At 67.3% G+C, this 17,265-nt stretch carries 15 protein-coding genes; 5 read left to right on the forward strand and 10 right to left on the reverse strand.

Annotated features, from left to right (window positions below):
• Positions 1-7: 7 nt before the first annotated feature.
• Both AC14A7_RS09625 and AC14A7_RS09630 read left to right on the forward strand, forming a co-directional pair.
• Entirely contained in the window at positions 8-616 is a 609-nt protein-coding gene (locus AC14A7_RS09625; protein ID WP_484008584.1) for a flavodoxin family protein, read from the forward strand.
• Between the two features lie 65 nt (positions 617-681).
• Entirely contained in the window at positions 682-1,719 is a 1,038-nt protein-coding gene (locus AC14A7_RS09630; protein ID WP_484008472.1) for an LLM class flavin-dependent oxidoreductase, read from the forward strand.
• 44 nt (positions 1,720-1,763) lie between these two features.
• On the opposite strand, the gene AC14A7_RS09635 is transcribed toward AC14A7_RS09630, so the two are convergent.
• From AC14A7_RS09635 to AC14A7_RS09660, 6 genes are all read right to left on the reverse strand, one after another.
• Positions 1,764-4,604 carry a discoidin domain-containing protein gene (locus AC14A7_RS09635; protein WP_484008473.1) on the reverse strand — a complete coding sequence of 947 codons (2,841 nt, stop codon included), beginning with the start codon at positions 4,602-4,604 and terminating at the stop codon, positions 1,764-1,766.
• A 159-nt stretch (positions 4,605-4,763) separates the two neighbouring features.
• On the reverse strand, positions 4,764-5,951 hold the full coding sequence (locus AC14A7_RS09640) for a cation:proton antiporter (RefSeq protein WP_484008475.1): 1,188 nt from the start codon (positions 5,949-5,951) through the stop codon (positions 4,764-4,766).
• A gap of 11 nt (positions 5,952-5,962) precedes the next feature.
• Complete coding sequence (locus tag AC14A7_RS09645) at positions 5,963-6,457, reverse strand: cation:proton antiporter regulatory subunit (RefSeq protein ID WP_484008476.1); 495 nt, start codon at positions 6,455-6,457, stop codon at positions 5,963-5,965.
• Between the two features lie 69 nt (positions 6,458-6,526).
• Positions 6,527-7,345, reverse strand: a complete 819-nt coding sequence (locus tag AC14A7_RS09650) for a ferritin-like domain-containing protein (protein ID WP_484008478.1) — start codon at positions 7,343-7,345, stop codon at positions 6,527-6,529.
• Entirely contained in the window at positions 7,345-9,720 is a 2,376-nt protein-coding gene (locus AC14A7_RS09655) for an SDR family oxidoreductase (protein WP_484008480.1), read from the reverse strand. Before AC14A7_RS09655 ends, AC14A7_RS09650 begins: the two co-directional genes overlap by 1 nt.
• Positions 9,717-10,559: a hypothetical protein gene (locus AC14A7_RS09660; RefSeq protein ID WP_484008481.1), complete on the reverse strand. Its 843-nt coding sequence runs from the start codon at positions 10,557-10,559 to the stop codon at positions 9,717-9,719. The genes AC14A7_RS09655 and AC14A7_RS09660 overlap by 4 nt, the downstream gene beginning before the upstream one ends.
• Positions 10,560-10,641: 82 nt before the next feature.
• On the opposite strand from AC14A7_RS09660, the gene AC14A7_RS09665 reads away from it, so the two are divergent.
• Genes AC14A7_RS09665 through AC14A7_RS09675 form a run of 3 tightly spaced genes read left to right on the forward strand, consistent with a single transcriptional unit; the run spans position 10,642 to position 14,050 of the window.
• Positions 10,642-11,451, forward strand: a complete 810-nt coding sequence (locus AC14A7_RS09665; protein WP_484008483.1) for an SDR family NAD(P)-dependent oxidoreductase — start codon at positions 10,642-10,644, stop codon at positions 11,449-11,451.
• The gene (locus AC14A7_RS09670; RefSeq protein WP_484008484.1) at positions 11,451-12,167 is read left to right on the forward strand and encodes a lysophospholipid acyltransferase family protein; all 717 of its coding nucleotides are present in this window, start codon (positions 11,451-11,453) and stop codon (positions 12,165-12,167) included. The genes AC14A7_RS09665 and AC14A7_RS09670 overlap by 1 nt, the downstream gene beginning before the upstream one ends.
• Positions 12,164-14,050 (forward strand): FAD-binding oxidoreductase, encoded by a 1,887-nt coding sequence (locus tag AC14A7_RS09675; RefSeq protein ID WP_484008485.1) that lies wholly within the window; start codon positions 12,164-12,166, stop codon positions 14,048-14,050. The genes AC14A7_RS09670 and AC14A7_RS09675 overlap by 4 nt, the downstream gene beginning before the upstream one ends.
• A gap of 18 nt (positions 14,051-14,068) precedes the next feature.
• Here the strand turns inward: AC14A7_RS09675 and AC14A7_RS09680 are convergent, their stop codons facing one another.
• The 4 genes from AC14A7_RS09680 to AC14A7_RS09695 are packed head-to-tail and all read right to left on the reverse strand — an operon-like array spanning position 14,069 to position 17,240.
• Positions 14,069-14,617, reverse strand: a complete 549-nt coding sequence (locus tag AC14A7_RS09680) for a TetR/AcrR family transcriptional regulator (protein ID WP_484008487.1) — start codon at positions 14,615-14,617, stop codon at positions 14,069-14,071.
• Between the two features lie 51 nt (positions 14,618-14,668).
• Complete coding sequence (locus AC14A7_RS09685) at positions 14,669-14,893, reverse strand: putative acetyltransferase (protein WP_484008488.1); 225 nt, start codon at positions 14,891-14,893, stop codon at positions 14,669-14,671.
• Entirely contained in the window at positions 14,890-15,789 is a 900-nt protein-coding gene (locus tag AC14A7_RS09690; RefSeq protein WP_484008489.1) for a hypothetical protein, read from the reverse strand. The genes AC14A7_RS09685 and AC14A7_RS09690 overlap by 4 nt, the downstream gene beginning before the upstream one ends.
• A complete protein-coding gene (locus AC14A7_RS09695; protein ID WP_484008491.1) occupies positions 15,783-17,240 on the reverse strand; it encodes an SDR family NAD(P)-dependent oxidoreductase in 1,458 nt (485 codons plus the stop codon). The genes AC14A7_RS09690 and AC14A7_RS09695 overlap by 7 nt, the downstream gene beginning before the upstream one ends.
• Between the last annotated feature and the right edge of the window lie 25 nt (positions 17,241-17,265).

The raw sequence follows: 17,265 nt of genomic DNA on the forward strand, positions 1-17,265 counted from the left end.
TCGAGCCATGTCCACTCTTACCGCCCTTGCCCTCGTCTGCACGCTCAAGCCCTCGCCCGCACCATCGAGCAGTGCGCTCATGGCCAGCCAGATCCTCATGGAGCTGGAGGGGCGCGGGGTTCCCGGCTCTGCTCTTCGCGTCGTCGACTTCGATGTCAAGCCGGGCGTCGAGAAGGACATGGGGGCTGGCGACGACTGGCCGCACATCCGTGCGCAGGTGCTTGCCGCCGACATCCTTGTCATCGTCTCCCCGACCTGGATGGGGCAGGCCACGAGCGTCGCCCAGCGCGTGCTCGAACGGCTCGACGCCGAACTCGGCGAGACCGACGGGGCTGGCCGCCCGATCCTGTTCGACAAGGTCGCTGTCGTCGGTGTCGTCGGCAACGAGGACGGCGCGCACCACATCACCTCGCAGCTCATGCAGGCGCTCAACGACGTCGGCTTCACGATCCCAGCCCAGGGCGGCACCTACTGGAACGGCGAGGCGATGCACACGACCGATTACATCGACCTCAAGCGGGTGCCCGATGCGACCGCTGCCGCCACGAAGACCGTGGCTGCCAACGCCGCCCACCTCGCAACCGCGTTGGCGGCATCCGGGTACCCCGCCTCGTAGGGAATGACCTGCGCCGTGCCTGTGTTTGACTCAGCAATACGTTTGCATGGAAAGAGGAGCACAGCATGGCGCACGACCTGGAGTTCGGACTCGACACCTTCGGTGACGTCACGGAGGGCCCCGACGGCTCGACCCTGAGCTATGCGCAGGTGATCCGCAACCTCGTCGACCAGGCCGTGCTCGCCGACGAGCTCGGTGTCGACTTCATCGGCATCGGCGAGCACCACCGCGACGACTTCGCCGTCTCCAGCCCGGAGATGGTGCTTGCCGCGATCGCATCGCGCACCTCGCGCATCCGGCTCGGCTCCGCGGTCACGGTGCTCAGCTCCGACGAGCCGGTGCGCGTCTTCGAGCGCTTCGCCACCCTCGACGCCGTCTCGAACGGCCGCGCCGAGCTCATCGTCGGTCGCGGCTCGTTCACCGAGTCGTTCCCGCTGTTCGGGCTCGACCTCCACCTCTACGAGGAGCTCTTCGAGGAGAAGCTCGAGCTCTTCGCCGAGCTGCTCAAGGAGGAGCCGGTGACGTGGACCGGAACGCTGCGCGCTCCGCTGCAGAACCAGCAGGTGTACCCGAAGACGGAGGGCGGCTCTATCCCGACGTGGGTCGGTGTCGGAGGCAGCCCGGAGTCGGTCGTTCGTGCGGCCAAGTACGGCCTGCCACTGACGCTCGCCATCATCGGCGGGGCGAGCGAGCGCTTCGCGCCGTACGCAGAGCTGTACCGTCGCGCGACCGAGCAGTTCGGGCACGGCTTCCGCCCGATCGGCGTGCACTCGCCCGGCCACATCGCCGAGACCGACGAGCAGGCTGCAGAGGAGCTGTGGCCGCACTACAGCGCCATGCACGCCCGCATCGGCGCGGAGCGCGGCTGGGGCCCGATGACGCGCGACCAGTTTCAGAACGAGGTCGCGACGGGTGCCCTCTATGCCGGATCGCCGCAGACAGTTGCGAAGAAGATCGTCGCGACGACACGGGCTCTCGGCAACCAGCGCTTCGACCTCAAGTACAGCAACGGGCGCATGCCGCACGAGCAGCTCATGGCGAGCATCCGCCTCTATGGAGAGCAGGTCATCCCGCTCGTGCGGGCAGAGCTCGCGAAGGACTGACACAGAGGCCCCCGGCGGGTGCCGGGGGCCTCTGCTTCATCGGGTTAGTACGAGGAGTAGACCGTCACCTCGTCTACCGACCACCACTGCGGCGCGACGCCGGTCTGGGTGATGCGGATGTACCGTGCCGTGACCGGGGTCACCGAGATGGGCCGCTTCCAGCCGTACGCGATGCCCGTCGCCGCCGTCGTCCACGTCGTGCCGTTCGTCGACGTCTCGAGCGTGAAGCCGCGGGGGTAGTCCATCGTCGACCCGGAGGGGGTCTGCACGATGACCATCGCGACCGTCTTGTTCGATCCCATGTCGACCTGGTACCACTGGCCGCTCGCCTGCGCGAGACCCGTCGCCCACGCGGTGCCGTTGGCACCGTCGATGCCGGCGGCCGTCGACGAGCCGCCGGCCGTCGAGGAGGCTGTCGCCGTCCATCCGGTGTGGCTGACGGCTACCGGGTTGTAGGTGCTGAGGCCGCCCGCGTACTTCGCGATGGTCGCGACGAACCGCGTGTTCTTCGTGAAGTTGGCCGTGCCGAACTGACCGAGCTTCGACACGAACGTGGCAGAGGCATCGCTGTTGATGATCGGCACCGGCTTCTGGTTGTTGAACCACATTCCCCAGTAGGCGAAGCCATCGGTCTCGGTGCCCTTGACCTTGTAGGTCCAGTTCGACCACGAGACGTTCGAGGCGTTGAGCCCGGCCATGAAGCGCGACCAGACGTCGTCGTTGTAGTAGAGCGAGTACTCGCCATACAGCATCGGCACGCCAGGGTTCGAGAGCTTGGCGGCGAGGCCGTTGAGCTCGTTCGTCACGAGGTTGTTCTGCGAGGTCCAGTCCTTCGAGTTCGGCATGTCGTAGGGGTGGTACTCGTAGACGACGTTGCTCCAGCCGTAGACGGATGGATGCGCGAGCGAGTTCACGCTGAAGAACGCACCGAGGAAGATCGTGTGGTTCGCATCGATGGCGCGCACGGCGTCGTAGAGACGGTCGTAGTACGCGCTCTTCTGCGTCACGTCATCGGCATCCTCTCCGTAGTCGATGAGCGGCTCGTTGATGAGGTCGTAGCCAGCCACGCCGGGGTTGCCGTTGTAGCGCGTGGCGATGGCCTTCCAGATGTCCTCAACCCAGTTCTGGTAGGTCGCGTTGCCCCAGAAGCCGTTCGGGTTCGGACCGATGCGACCGCAGCTGCCCCATGGGCATCCGCCGCCGGGAACCGTGTGCAGGTCGATGAGCACGTAGATGCCGCGCGCGCTCGCCTCGTTGATGACCCAGTCGATCTTCGTCCACGGGCTCGACTTCCACGTGCCGTCGAGGTTGAGGAACTGGTTCCACGCGATGGGCACCCGGATGAAGTTCATGCCGGCCGCCTGGATGTTGTCGAGGTCGGTCGCCGTGAACCAGGTGTCCTGGTGCGCGTTGATGATCGTCTGCGCGCCACTTGTGCCGAAGCGCGAGGTGATCGTGTTCTGCATCGAGTAGTCGTCGTTGTACAGACCGGCCGTGAGCTCGCCGATCGACCACCAGTTGCCGGCCGAGGCCGTCGTGGTGATGCGGAACCAGCGAGCCGACTGGGCAACGAAGCCGATGGTCGTCGCCTTCTTCTGGCCGACGCCGGATGCCACGGTCGTCCACACGGATCCGTCGCGCGAGAGCTGCAGGGTGTACCCGCGCGCCCAGTCGTCCTCATCGCCGGTGTTCTTGGCGGTGTCGGTCGTGACGTTGTTGAGCGTGATGAGCGCCCCCATGTCGACGGTCAGCGATTGGCCGGAGACCTGCGCCGTGCCCGTTGTCCAGCGTGTGCCGGTGTTGTTGTCGTTGACGTTCGCGGGCGTCGCCCCGACCGACGACGAGACATACCATCCGGCGCGGTCGAGGTTGTTGCCGCTCGAGATCGCGATCTCGGCGATCGACCACCACTGGGACGACGTGCCGTTGGATGCGATGCGTAGGTAGCGCCCCGTCTTGCCGCCCTGGAAGTCGGCCTGGATCACGCGGTTGGCGCCGAATCCGCTCGCGACGTGCGTGAAGTTCACGTTGTCGTAGGAGGTGTAGACATCCCAGATGCGCGGGTAGTCATTGGATGTGGCGGCACCGGCATCGAACAGCACCTTGTCCATGTCGACGTTTCGACCGAGGTCGATGGTGTAGCTCTGACCGGGCGCCTGGGCGACACCGCTCTGCCACACCGTGCCGACGTTGCCGTCGAGCCCCATGGCGGTTGTCGTTCCGCCCGCGGTCGAGGTTGCCGTCGCGGTGTGCGTGCTGTTGTTGAGCACGGAGTCGTTGAACAGGTTGATCTCGCCGACCGACCACAGCGCCGCAGCGGCAGTGGTGGCGCTGACGCGCACGTAGCGAGCCACCTGGGGGCTGAACTTGACCGTCGTGACGCCATCCGTTCCCGGCTGGTTCGCGACGCTCAGCCAGGTGGTTCCGTTCGTCGAGGTCTCGACGTTGACGTTGCGGGGGTACTGGCCGGCGTTGCTCGAGTTGTCGATCGACAGCCGGTTGAAGAGGGTCGGCGCACCGAGGTCGAGGCGGATCCACTCCGCTCCGGTCTGGTTGGCGTTGGTCGTCCAGCGGGACGTCGACGATCCATCGAGGGCGTTGGATGAGGTTCCGGCGCTCGCGGTGCTCGACCAGCCGGTGCGGTCGGCGGCGAATTCGCCGAGCGGCGACATCCAGTCCTCCTGGGCGAGCCAGCCTCCGATGTTGGTGCCACGCAGGTTGATGGTCGAGCCGGTGCCGGAGTTGGTCTTCAGCACGTTGCCGCTCGCCTTGATGAAATCGCTCGCGGTGATGGCGGCGGCCTCGGCCTCGCCGGGGGGAGTGGCGACTGTTGCCACGAGTGTTGCCGCGACGAGCGCGGCAATCACAATGCCTCTTCTTCTCATGATCCTCCTTGACCAGTATCGGCACGCGCCGGGGGGCGCGGGCCACGCAGACCGATGCGTCTACGGCGTCAGCATTGCAGAGGACCGGCCACTTTGTCCAGAACTTAAATTAAGCCATGAAAAAAGTAGGATCAGTCACGTTCGGCCCGTGCGTGACCGCTATTGCGTGGCGGAGGAAGCGAGGCGCCGGCGCACCAGGTTCTTGAACCACTCGGCGTCGGGAACACGAGCCAGCAGCGGGCCCGCGATGACAGTCATGAGCACGTAGGCGGTCGCGAGCGACGCCAGCCGGGGATCGACGTTGCCGCTCGCGACAGCGAGGCTCGCGATGACGATAGAGAACTCACCGCGGGGCGTGATGACGAGACCGGTGCGCCATCGTCCGGGAATACCGATGCCCGCCCGCTTGGCGGCGAGGTAGCCGGTCAGGGTCTTGGTCGCGATGGTGATTGCCGCGAGCAGCGCGGCAGGAAGCAGCACCGGGATCATGTCGACCGGATCGGTCGAGAGCCCGAAGAAGACGAAGAAGATCGCGGCGAACAGGTCGCGCAGCGGCGTGAGAAGCTCGACCGCGTTGTGGGCGACCTTGCCAGACAGCGCGATGCCAACGAGGAACGCGCCGACCGCGGATGACACGTTGACCTCTGCCGCGAGTCCGGCGATGAGCATCGTCAGGCCGAGCACGCCGAGAAGCAGGGACTCCTTGTCTTTCGGCGAGAACAGGCTGGAGACGATGCGCCCGTGCTTGAGGGCGATGTAGAGGATGACCAGCACGGCCGCGACGGCGATCGCGAGGGCGATGGCGCCATCCGCGATGCTGGCCCCGATGACGAGGGCTGAGAGCAGCGGGAGGTAGAAGGCCATCGCGAGGTCTTCGATCACGAGGATCGACAGCACGACGGGCGTCTCGCGGTTGCTCAGTCGGCCCAGGTCGCGCAGCACCTTGGCGATGACACCGGATGACGACACCCAGGTCACACCGGCGAGTGCGACGGCGCCGACCGGCCCCCAGCCGAGCACGAGTCCGAAGATCGCACCGGGGGTCGCATTGAGCAGCGCATCGAGCAGACCGGCCATGCGGGACCGCTTGAGGTTGCCGAGCAGCTCATCGGCGGAGTACTCGAGGCCGAGCATGGCAAGGAGGAGGATGACGCCGATCTCCGAGCCGACGAGGAAGAACTCCTCGCTCGCATCGAGCGGGATGAAGCCGCCGTGGCCGAAGACGAGCCCGGCGAGCAGGTAGAAGGGGATGGGCGAGATGCCGAAGCGCCCGGCAACGCGCCCGAGCAGGCTGAGGCCGAGCAGCAGGGCGCCGACCTCGATGAGGAGGAGCGTGGTGTCGTGCACGGCCGGTCGCCCTAGCCCGAGCTGTCAGCGAGGATGTTGGCGAGCTGGTCGAGACCACCGCGCGTGCCGACGGCGACGATCGAGTCGCCGGCCTCGAGCACGAAATCGGGCTTCGGCGATGGGATCGCGTCACCATCGCGGACGACGGCGACGATCGAGACACTCGTGCGGGTGCGAGCCTTGGTGTCGCCGAGCGGCCGGCCGGCGTACTTCGAGCTTGGGCCGAGCAGCAGGTGCTCTGTGAAGAGGCCCGTCGCCTCGTCGGTGAGGTGGCTCAGCTGGCCGAGCATGACCGTGTTGCCGAGGAGGTCGGCGAGCGCCGCTGCCTCCTGGTCGTTGAGGGGGATGGAGTCGGTGCTCGCATCCGGATCGATCTCGTCGAAGAGCGCGAGCTCTCGTGATCCATCGCGATGCGAGACGACGCTGATGCGCCTCCCGCTCGACACGATGACATCATGGCGAAACCCGATACCGGGGAGGTCTACCTTCTCAATGCGCACGGCCACGGTTCGAACCTATCAGGCGCGAAATCTCGAACCTCCGAATCCGGTGGCTGCTGTGCCGACCGTGCTGGCTCAGACCGCTGCAGCGATGCCATCCCATGACGGGATTCCACGCCCGCGCAGCGCGGTCTCGACGATGGTGAGCCCCTGGAGGCCCGGCATGCGCTGGATGTGCTCGTCGAGCTTGCGGATCTCTCGCAGGCCTTCCTCGCCGGCGAAGAGGTGGCTCATGACGTGCTTGACCTCGTCCTTCGGCATGACGCTCGAGCCGACCGGGCCCCACGCGTTCTTGAGGGCGAAGCGGGCGATCACCTGGGCGGTCTTGCTGCGCGCGAGGCGGTCGCGGGCCTGGGTGGCGTAGAAGGCGACGTGGCGGGCTTCCTGCTTGGCGATCCGGCGAAGGAGCACAGCGAGAACCGGGTGCTTCTCGAGGTCGGCGAGCCGGTTGTAGGCGGCGACGGCAGACCATTCGTTGGCGGCGCCCCAGATCATGTGAACGGCGATGAAGTCCTTGCCGATGATGTTGCCCATGAGCGACTGCTTGACCGGGTCGAGGCGGTCGCGCCAGCCGAGCTTGAGGCGTGTCGCCTTCAGCTCGTCGAAGTCGACGGTGATGTCGTGGGCGCCGAGCACGGCGGCAAGTGCCTCGCCATGCCAGAACTCCTCGCGGTTCCACATGGTCATGAAGGCGCTGACCTCCTCCTCCTTGTGGGAGGGGGTGACGAGCAGGTCACGGAGGTAGCAGACCGTGTGGTACTCGATGTCGCACATGTAGCGCAGGCTGCGCAGTGTCGACGCCGGCAGCGGATTGGACTTGAAGTCGTCGAAGTCGAGGTCGCTCCAGTTGACGCTGACGGAGGTGCTCGTGAACTTGTCGATATCGAATGCCATTAGCCTGCAGTGCCTTCCGCTTGGGTCTCTGGTGAGCGCCTGTCGGGTGATTCGGTGCGGGCTCCTGATTCGGCGGGCCCGCTCGACTCGACGCGCGCACGACGCTTCCAGTCGAGGATGTTCCAGCGTTTTTCCTGAGCGTGACGATACAGCTGAAGGTCGGGATTCACCACGTTCGCGTTGCCGACCAGCTGGAGCCAGGCGAGGTCGGCGTGGCTGTCGCCGTAGCCGTAGGACTGGCTGAGGTTGATGCCGTTCGCCGCGGCGTAGTTGCGCAGCCAGGCGGCCCGCGCCTCGTCGACCAGCGGCGGGTCGGCGAGGAAGCCGGTGAGCACGCCGTCGTTGTCGTGCATGCTTCCCGCCACGACCTCGTCGAAGTAGGGAAGCAGCGGCTGGATCATGAGGTCGATCGTGCCGGTGACGAGAATCGTGCGGTGGCCGGCCTCGCGGTGCGCCTTGACCTGGGCGAGGGCCTCCGGCATCGCGCGGCGCAGCAGCTTGCGGCCGACACTGCCGCGAACCAGTCGCTGGATGTCGCTGACCTTGAACCCGTTGTAGCGCCGCATGAACGTGCGGATGAACTCGCCGCGGTCGCGGCGCTCAGCCCGGATGTACTTGGGCAGCGAGAAGCCGAAGTTGACCGCGTCGACGATCCAGCGCTTTGGCGGCATGCCAGACCAGAGCCAGAGGTACTGCTGCACGAGGTTGGACTTGACGACCGTGCCCTCGAGATCGAAGACGGCGACGACGTCGGTGCGCTTCGGCAGCGCGCGGGCGGTGCGCGCCTTCTCCTTGGGGCGGGTGACGAAGGCCTTCGTCATCGTCGTGATCGCGGGGAAGTGCACCTTCTGGGTGTACTCGTGCCAGTCGATCGCGGTGACGTCGAAGCCCTGCGTGGCCTGCAGCTCTGGGGTGAGCGACTGGTGCAGCGCCCGCGTGTTGCGGTCGTCGAAGATGACCTCGGTCTGCACGTAGGCACGGTAGAGCTCCGAGTAGCCGCGCATGACCTCGAGGCCGTGCTGCAGGCGCTTGATCTTGTCGAAGCGCGCGCGACGGCGCTTGGTGAGGGTGCGCTTGCGGGTGATGCGGCGCTCGGCGCGCGCGGCCATGTTCTCGCGCAGCACGAGCGCCTGCTCGACGCGCTCGCCACCGGGGAAGCGCCAGCGGCGCACCTTGACCGGCTCGCCATCCCTCGGCACCGGGTTGTTGACGAAGTACTCGTGCACGTAGCCGTGCATCACGTGGAAGGGCAGCGGATTGCTGCGGCCGGAGGCCACCTGGTAATAGGTGACGTCGTTGGGCTCTGGGTGGGTGCCGGCGACCGCGATGATGCCGTTGACGACGTGGTCGACCGGGATGATGTCGAGCACGCTGTCGGGAACGCCGGGGAACTCCGGCAGCAGACCGCGGCCGTAGGCGATGATCAGCGGGTCGGCCACCTTGAAGCCGTCGATCCATCCGGGGTACGGATGCGCAACGGCGCTCTCGATGATCGAGGGCCGGAGCACAGAGAGACGGTGCCCGCTCTGCGCCCACAGCTCTTCTGCCGCACGCTCGGCGAAGGCCTTCGTGAGCGTGTAGACGTCGGTCCACCCGAGGCTCTCGGCTCGCATGCGGCCGTGGTCGACGAGGGTCTTGGTCACCCAGGTGATGCGAGCGGCCTCGGCCTCTGTCGCGACGGCCTGCGGGCCGGCCTTGCCACTGTTCGCCTTGGCCGCCTCGAGGAAGCCGCGAAGGGCATCGGGCTGGCGCGACTCGTTCTCCACACGGATGCGCGCCGACTTGGCCGCCTCGTACTCCGTGCGCCAGTCGACGTTGTGGGTGAGGGATGCCTCCGGGGAGACACCCTTGCGAATGCCGGCCACATAGGCGGTCGAGACGTGCACGACGTGCGGATTGCTGCCACTGTCGAGCAGTGCGCCGTAGACGCTGAACGCGCCGCCGACGTTGGTGTCGAAGGCCTCGTCGATGGGCGGGTCGAACGAGACGGTCGATGCGCCGTGGATGACGACGTCGATGTCGTTGGGGAGCTTGCCGACGTGGGCGAGGCTGCCGTTGACGACCGTCACGCGGCGGGCGACCTCCTTGAGGGCCTTCTCCTCTCCGCCAACCGACTCGATCCAGTTGGTGAAGACGGGCTTGCGCATGAGCTGGGTGAGCCGCTGCTCGACCGGGGCGCTGCCCTTGGCGCGGATGAGCACCGAGATGCGGGTCTTCGGGTATGCGCTGAGCAGGCGCTCGAGCACGGCCTGACCGACGAATCCGGTGGCACCGGTGAGGAAGACGTGCTCGTTGGTGAGGCCGTTGGCCCGCGCCTTCGATGGCTTGGCGACTGCTGCGGTCTTTGCGGTCGTGGTCTTGGGTGTGGGGGTCATGCTGCGCTCCTGGTTCCTGCGGTTCGGGCGATGAGCCCGAGTCCGGAGAGGCCTGGCAGGCCGTCGATGGCGGAATCGATGCTCTCGGCCAGCCCGGGGGACGAGCGGAAGAGGCGGTCGAAGAAGAAGTGTCGATCAGAGGTGGGGAGCTCGTCTGCGCCGATCGGCCACGCCGACCGGGAGAGTCGCTTGCGAGCGAGGTTCGATGCCGTCACCGAGGCTCCGAGTCGGTACTCGGACTGCGGCTCGAAGAAGGTGAGGTGACGCGCCTTGATGCCGATGACGGTCTCCATCGTCGAGGCGAGCTCTGTGTTCGGCTCCAGCTCGGCGATGCGGGCGTAGGCCGCCTGCGTCAGCCAGCCGTCGATCGCACCGGTGGCCATGTGCACGGCGAGCATGGGGACGCCGATGTGGTTGGCGACGAGGGACTCGCGGATGGGGGCGAACCGCTCCGCCACCTCTCGGCCGAATCGCACGATGGCAGGTCTCCGCGGAGAGGCTGGCAGGGGAGCGTGCGCGGCGAGGATGCCAGAGAGGGCGTCGGCGATCCAGAACTTCTCGAATGCCCACGTGGTGAGGAAGGCTGTGATTCGGGCGTCCTTGTGCGTCGGGGTGACGAGCACGGTTCGGAGGTGCTGCATCGTTGAGCGCTCCACTGCCTGCAGCAGCGCGATGGTGCGAAGCGTCTCGACGCTGAGAGGGGAGGACTCGTACGCCTCGAGGTTCAGTCCCTCTCGCAGGTTGCCGACCGCCGTGCGCGCGTACTCGCGCACGTCGAAGTCAGGAGCAGGGCGATTGACGTCGTCGACGTTCGAGCCACTGTATTCCGGCAACTGCATACCTCTCGGGGTCGGGGGAACCACTCGTCAGGCACGAGTCTACGCAGTATCGCTACGCTCCCCGTAGCGTAATGTTAGGCACATGGTTACGGCTCTCATCACGGGCGGAACGTCGGGCATCGGCGCCGAATTCGCCAAGGGCTATGCGCGCCGTGGCTACGACATCGTCCTCGTCGCGCGCGATGCCGCCCGACTCGAGTCCACGGCGACAGAGCTGCGCTCGCTCGGCGCCCCGAGCGTCGAGCTCTTTCCGGCCGACCTGGCGGACCGATCGCAGGTCGCGCGCGTCGCGAACCGCATCGAGGATGCTGCCTCGCCCATCGACATCCTCGTCAACAACGCGGGCTTCGGCCTGCACATCAAGCTCGCGACACCCGATGTCGAGCCGCTCGACACCGCCTTCGACGTCATGTGCCGCGCAGTGCTCGTGCTCAGCGGGGCCGCAGCGCGGGCCATGACCTCGCGGGGGAGCGGTCGCATCGTCAACATCTCGAGCACGGCGGCATTCATCACCACCGGGGCATACTCCGCGATCAAGGCGTGGGTGCTCAACTACACCGAGGGGCTCTCCAACGAGCTGCGCGGAACGGGGGTGACCGCGCTCGCGGTCTGCCCGGGATGGGTGCGCACCGAGTTCCACGAGAGGGCAGGCATCAACGCCGGCTCGATTCCGAGCTTCCTCTGGGTCGATGCGGCGTCGACGGTCGAGACCGCGATCCGCGCATCGGAGCGCGGCCGCACGATCGTCGTGCCGAGCGCCCGGTACTCCGTGATCATGTGGGTCATCCGCCACCTGCCGCGCGCAGCGGTGCGCTGGATCTCGCGCGCGATCTCCTCCAGCCGCGACGACGCGCCGGTGGCCACCTCCGCGCACGGGGCCGGCACTCGCTGATGGCCGACGAGATCGAGACGCGGCACAACGACCGCTTCACCTCCCCGCTGTTCGTCGGCATGCGCTTCGTCGCCCAGCGACTCATGCTCAAGCCGCTCGTCTGGAGTCTGACGAAGGTCGAGGTGCACGGCGCTGCGCGCCTCAAAAAGCTCGGGCCGTCGTTCGTCGTCGTCGCCAACCACTCGAGCCACCTCGACGCACCGCTCATCATCGGCGGACTTCCCTATCGCCACGCGCGCTACCTCGCGGCCGGGGCTGCTGCCGACTACTTCTTCGACGTCAAGTGGCGAAAGTGGCTCACCGCGCTGTTCTTCAACGCGTTCCCTGTCGACCGCGTCGGTGCCCGCAAGAGCGGCGGCCTGTCGAAGGGACTGCTCGAGCGCGGCGTGCCGCTGCTGATCTTCCCAGAGGGCGGCCGCTCCGCCACCGGCGAGATGGGCCGCTTCAAAGCCGGAGCGGCAGCACTTGCGATCACCTGCGACGTGCCGTGTGTTCCGGTGGCCATCGTTGGCGCGAACGTGGCCATGCCGCGCGGCCAGAGCTGGCCGTCGAGGGGCCGGTATCGTGTCGCGATAGTCTTCGGCGCTCCCATGCGCCACCATGACGGTGAGACCTCAGAAGAGTTCTCCCACCGCCTTGCCCTCGAGGTTGAGAAGCTGCACGCTTCCGTGACCATCCCGGGCGTCCCGAAAATAGAAGCGAAGGGCAAGAAATGACTGACGTCAAGCACATGAAGTGGTGGGGTTGGGGCAACGAGGGCGTTGGCTTCCACTACGAGGACAAGCCCGGCTTCGCGCCGTTCGTGATCCGCAACGTCGGCCTTGACCTCGAGAACGCCACCAAGCAGGGCGAGCCGGTCTTCGAGGAGCTCAACGTTCCGAAGAGCAACGTGACCGCCGCCTTCACCAAGACGCTGACGGGCATCGTCGGAGCCGACAACGTGTCGACCGACGACAAGCTGCGCGTCATCCACACCTACGGCAAGAGCCTTCGCGACCTCGTGCGCATTCGCAACAACTGGATCGAGCGCGCCCCCGACGTCGTCGTCTACCCTGCCGACGAGGCAGAGGTGCTCGCGGTGGTGCAGGCGGCCGTCGCGGCAAACGCCGTCATCATCCCGTTCGGCGGCGGCAGCAATATCGCCGGCAGCCTCGAGCCGCTTCCCACCGAGAAGCGCACCGTCGTCTCGCTCGACCTCGGCAGGCTTCGCCTCGTCACCTCCATCGACGAGGAGTCGGGCCTCGCCGTCATCCAGGCCGGAGCCCAGGGCCCCGACCTCGAGAAGCAGCTCAACGACAAGGGCTGGACGATCGGCCACTTCCCCGACAGCTTCACCCACTCGACCGTTGGCGGCTGGGTCGCCACCCGCTCCAGCGGCATGCAGTCCGACAAGTACGGCGACATCGCCGACATCGCGCGCGGCCTTCGCGTCGCCCGCGCCGACGGCCTCCTTGTGCTGCGCGCGCTGCCATCCACCTCGAGCGGACCGAGCGTTCGCGAGATGATCCTCGGCTCCGAGGGCCGACTCGGCGTCATCACCGAGGTGACGGTTCAGGTGCACCGTGTTCCAGAGAAGCGCGATGTCTACGCCTACTTCTTCCCGACCTGGGAGGCGGGTATCGCGGCGATGCAGGCGATCTCGGAGTCGGATGCCGCGCCATCCATCACCCGCATCTCCGACGCCCGCGAGACCGAGTTCTCGCTCTCGACCTCGAAGAAGCGCAAGGGACTCGACAAGTTCATGGCAGAGACCGCTCTGCCGAGGATCATGCAGGCCAAGTGGGGCAAGGACCTCAGCGGCCTGTGCCTCTCGTTCATCGGCTACGAGGGCTCGCCGCAGCACGCGAAGCGCCAGCGGCTGCTCGTCGAGAAGATCATCCGCGACCACGACGGCATCACCTTCGTCGGCACCGGCCCCGGAATCCTCTACGACCAGAAGAAGTTCGACACCCCGTACATCCGCGACTTCCTTCTCGACATGGGCGCCGCCGGCGATGTGTCAGAGACCGCCATGCCGTGGTCGAGGGTCAACCAGGTGCACGACGCCGCCTACGCTGCTGCGCAGTCGGCGTTCGACGAGATCGGCATCAAGGGCTGGATCATGTCGCACATGAGCCACTCCTACCACTCGGGTGCGTGCCTCTACTTCACGTTCGCGTTCGTTTTCAAGAACGACCCGATCGCAGAGTACAACCTGGTCAAGAACCGCATCCAGCAGTCCTTCGTCGACAACGAGGCGACCATCTCGCACCACCACGGCGTCGGTGTCGAGCACTCGCCGTGGCTGGAGGAGGACATCTCCACTGGCGGCGTCGTCGTCATGAACGCGCTGTTCTCCGGTGTCGATCCAGGGTCGAACTTCAACCCCGGCAAGATCACGGCCGACCCGAAGCACGAGAAGTCGGCTGGCGCGGCTGGCCGCTTCGGTGCGACCTCTGCTGCAGCGGCGAAGAAGGCTCCGGCGAAGAAGGCAGCGGCTGCGAAGGCTCCCGCTGTGAAGGCTCCAGCCGTCAAGACGGCAGCGGCAGCCAAGGCTCCGGCGGTGAAGGCTCCGGCAGCCAAGGCTCCCGCGGCCAAGAAGACACCAGCCAAGGCGTAAGGGGTCGGCCGACTCGGCCTACTCAGCGGCGAGGGCTGGCCACAACAGGGCCAGCACCTCGTCGGCCCAGCTCTCGCTGGTCGACTTGCCGCGAATCGACTCCGCCATGAAGGTGCCGAGCAGCAGGCTGATGAGCAGCTCGACGTCGATCGACTCGCGCAGCTCACCCGCCGCTTTGCGCTCTCGCAGCGCATCGCGCAGCGGCTGGCTGCGGGTGCGGATCATGCCGAGCAGCAGGGCCGTGAACTCCGGGTCGTCATTGACGAGCAGTGCGGCGACGGTTCCGCGTCCGACCACGTTGTCGATGGTGTCGCGGGCGTGCCCGAGAAACCAGTGCAGCATCGCGTAGGCGGTGAGATCGGGCGGCACCTCCATCGAGGTGCTCGACGAGTAGACGACGGCGCGCAGAAGCGAGCCACGGTTCTCGTGTCGGCGGTAGATGGTGGTCTTGGCGACGCCGGAGCTGTGCGCGACGGCCTCGATGGTGACGGCGAGGGGTCCCCGGCTGCGCAGGATGTCGAGGGCAGCACTCTCGATGCGCTCGTCGACTGCACCGCGCGCTGCCATCCCGATCCTCCGCTCCTCGCTACGCTACGTCCATCGTAGCGGCGGGGTGCGTCAGCGCCGCGGAGCGGGCGGTGGGGGAACCTCTTTGGCGAGGATGACGTCGTCGAAGGCGATCGTGACCAGCCCGCGAACGGTGGCCACGACGATGTGGGTGTCGTTGCGACCGCTTACGTAGCCGACGGCATCCGTTGCACCGTTGTCCTCATCGTGCAGGCGGTAGCGAATGACGACGCGGATGCCGTCGCCGGCTCCCCGAAGCAACTCGACGCCGGTCATCGGCGCCGACGCCTGCCGCGCACGATCGCCGTGGCGATGATGAGCACGAGGCCGAGGCCGAGGATCCCTGCCGCCACCGCCCCGAGCAACCCCGTGTCGAAGGCTGCCGACTGCTCGACCACGGGCGTTGGCGACGGGGTTGGCTCCGGTTCCGGCAGCTCGTAGTCGAGGGTGACCCAGCCGTCGACCGTGGTGTCGGTGCGCAGGGCGTAGGCGGCAGGGTCGAGGGTGCTCGGGTAGCTGCCGCCGCCGGCTCCATCGCCCTTGAAACCTCCGGCGCCTCCACCGCCCCAGCCGGCGCCGCCGCCGGCGCCGTTGTCGCTGCCGACGGTTCCGCCGCTGCCCTGCAGTCCTGTTCCGCCCGGCCCGCCCCACGGGGCGCGACCAGTTCCGCCCGTTCCCTCGGAGCCGGGAAGGCCCGCATTGCGACTTCCGGCAGTGCCTGCGGGCGTTCCGCCACCGCCACCACCACCACCACCACCGTCAGTCGCCGCTCCGCCGCTGCCTCCTCCGGCACCGGCGAGGAGGACGACCTCTCCGTCAATCAGTACGGCGGTGCTTCCGCCGCCTCCTGCTCCCTTGATTCCCACTCCGCCGGTGCCGTAGCCGGCGCCCCCTTGCCCGGTGGCGCTGCCATCTGCGCCGAGCACGATGGTCAGCGACTGGCCGGGCGTCACCTCAAAGGCCGAGGTGACAACGGCACCGAGGCCCCCGGGCCTGGTTGGTACGAAACTGCCGCCATTGCCTGCTGCCGCGGTGATGGTGACGCTCGTGACGCCCTCCGGCACGATCCATTCCGCCGGAGTGCCCGCGGGGTGGTCGGCTGTCGTGAACGTGTCAGTCGTGGGAATCGTGGCCAGCAGCAGCGCGAGCAGGATCGCGGCCGCGTTCACCATGCACCCGGCTTGTAATCCTTGAGGAAGACGCCGAAGAGCTCCTCGCCAGCCTCGCCGCGCACGATCGGGTCGTAGACGCGGGCCGCTCCGTCGACGAGGTCGAGCGGGGCATGGAAGCCCTCCTCAGCGAGACGCACCTTCGTCGGGTGCGGTCGTTCATCGGTGATCCAGCCGGTGTCGACGCTCGTCATGAGAATGCCGTCGGTCTCGAACATCTCGCGGGCGCTGGTGCGGGTGAGCATGTTGACCGCAGCCTTCGCCATGTTGGTGTGCGGATGCCCTGGGCCCTTGTAGCCGCGGCCGAAGACGCCCTCCATCGCGCTGACGTTGACGATGTACTTCCTCGTCGCGGCCGAGGCCTGCATCGCGGGTCGCAGCTTCGAGATCAGGATGAACGGTGCGGTCGTGTTTGCCAGCTGCACCTCGAGCATCTCGAGCGGGTCGACCTCCTGCACATGCTGGGTCCAGGAGTTCTGGTGGTCGAGGTCGGGCAGCAGCCCACCGGCGTCGATCGCGGTGCCGGCAGCAAGGCGGTCGAGCGAGCTCGACCCCGCTGCCATCGCCTGCTCGGTGAGCTCCTCTGCCTTCGCGGCTGCCGCGGCGAGGATCGGGTGCGCTGCCACCGACTGCTGCAGCGCGAGCGGGTGCTGGTCGTTGGTGTGGCCGAAGGTCACGAGCTCCGGCAGCGGGCCATCGGGCAGGGGCGCGAGCTCGGCGTCGACGAGCGGCTGGTAGGCGCCCGGCGAGCGGCGCACCGTCTGGGTCGCGTTGTTGATGAGGATGTCGAGCGGCCCCGCCTCGCTCACCGACTCGGCGAGCCCGATGACCTGTGCCGGGTCGCGCAGGTCGATGCCGACGACGCGCAGGCGGTCGATCCACTCCGGCGAGTCGGGCAGGGAGGTGAAGCGGCGCACCGCGTCACGGGGAAAGCGGGTGGTGATCGTCGTGTGGGCGCCATCCCGCAGCAGGCGGAGGGCGATGTACATGCCGATCTTGGCGCGGCCGCCCGTGAGCAGGGCGCGCTTGCCGGTGAGGTCGGTGCGCGCATCGCGCTTGTCGTGGCTCAGCGCAGCGCAGTCGGGGCAGAGCTGGTGGTAGAAGGCGTCGACGAGCGTGTACTTCTGCTTGCAGATGTAGCAGGAGCGCGGCACAAGGAGCTCGCCGGCGGTCGGGGTCTTCGTGCGTGTGGCGATCGGGATGCCGCGGGTCTCGTCATCGATGCGATCGGGAGCCCCGGTCGCGGTGGCCGCAACCACGGCGCGGTCCGCCTCGGCGATGCGCTGTCTCTTCTCCGCGCGGCCGACCTGCTTGACGGCCTTGAACATCTTGGCCGTCGCGCGTCGCACGGTGACGAAGTCGGGGTCGTCATCCTCGAGATGGGCGAGCTGGGCGAGAACTCGGAGGGTCGTCTCGAGCTCCGTCGGGTCGATCTGCGGAGTTTCGGAGGGCACACGAAATTGTATGCCGCGCCCCGGC

The sequence above is a fragment of the Conyzicola sp. genome (assembly GCF_057073975.1).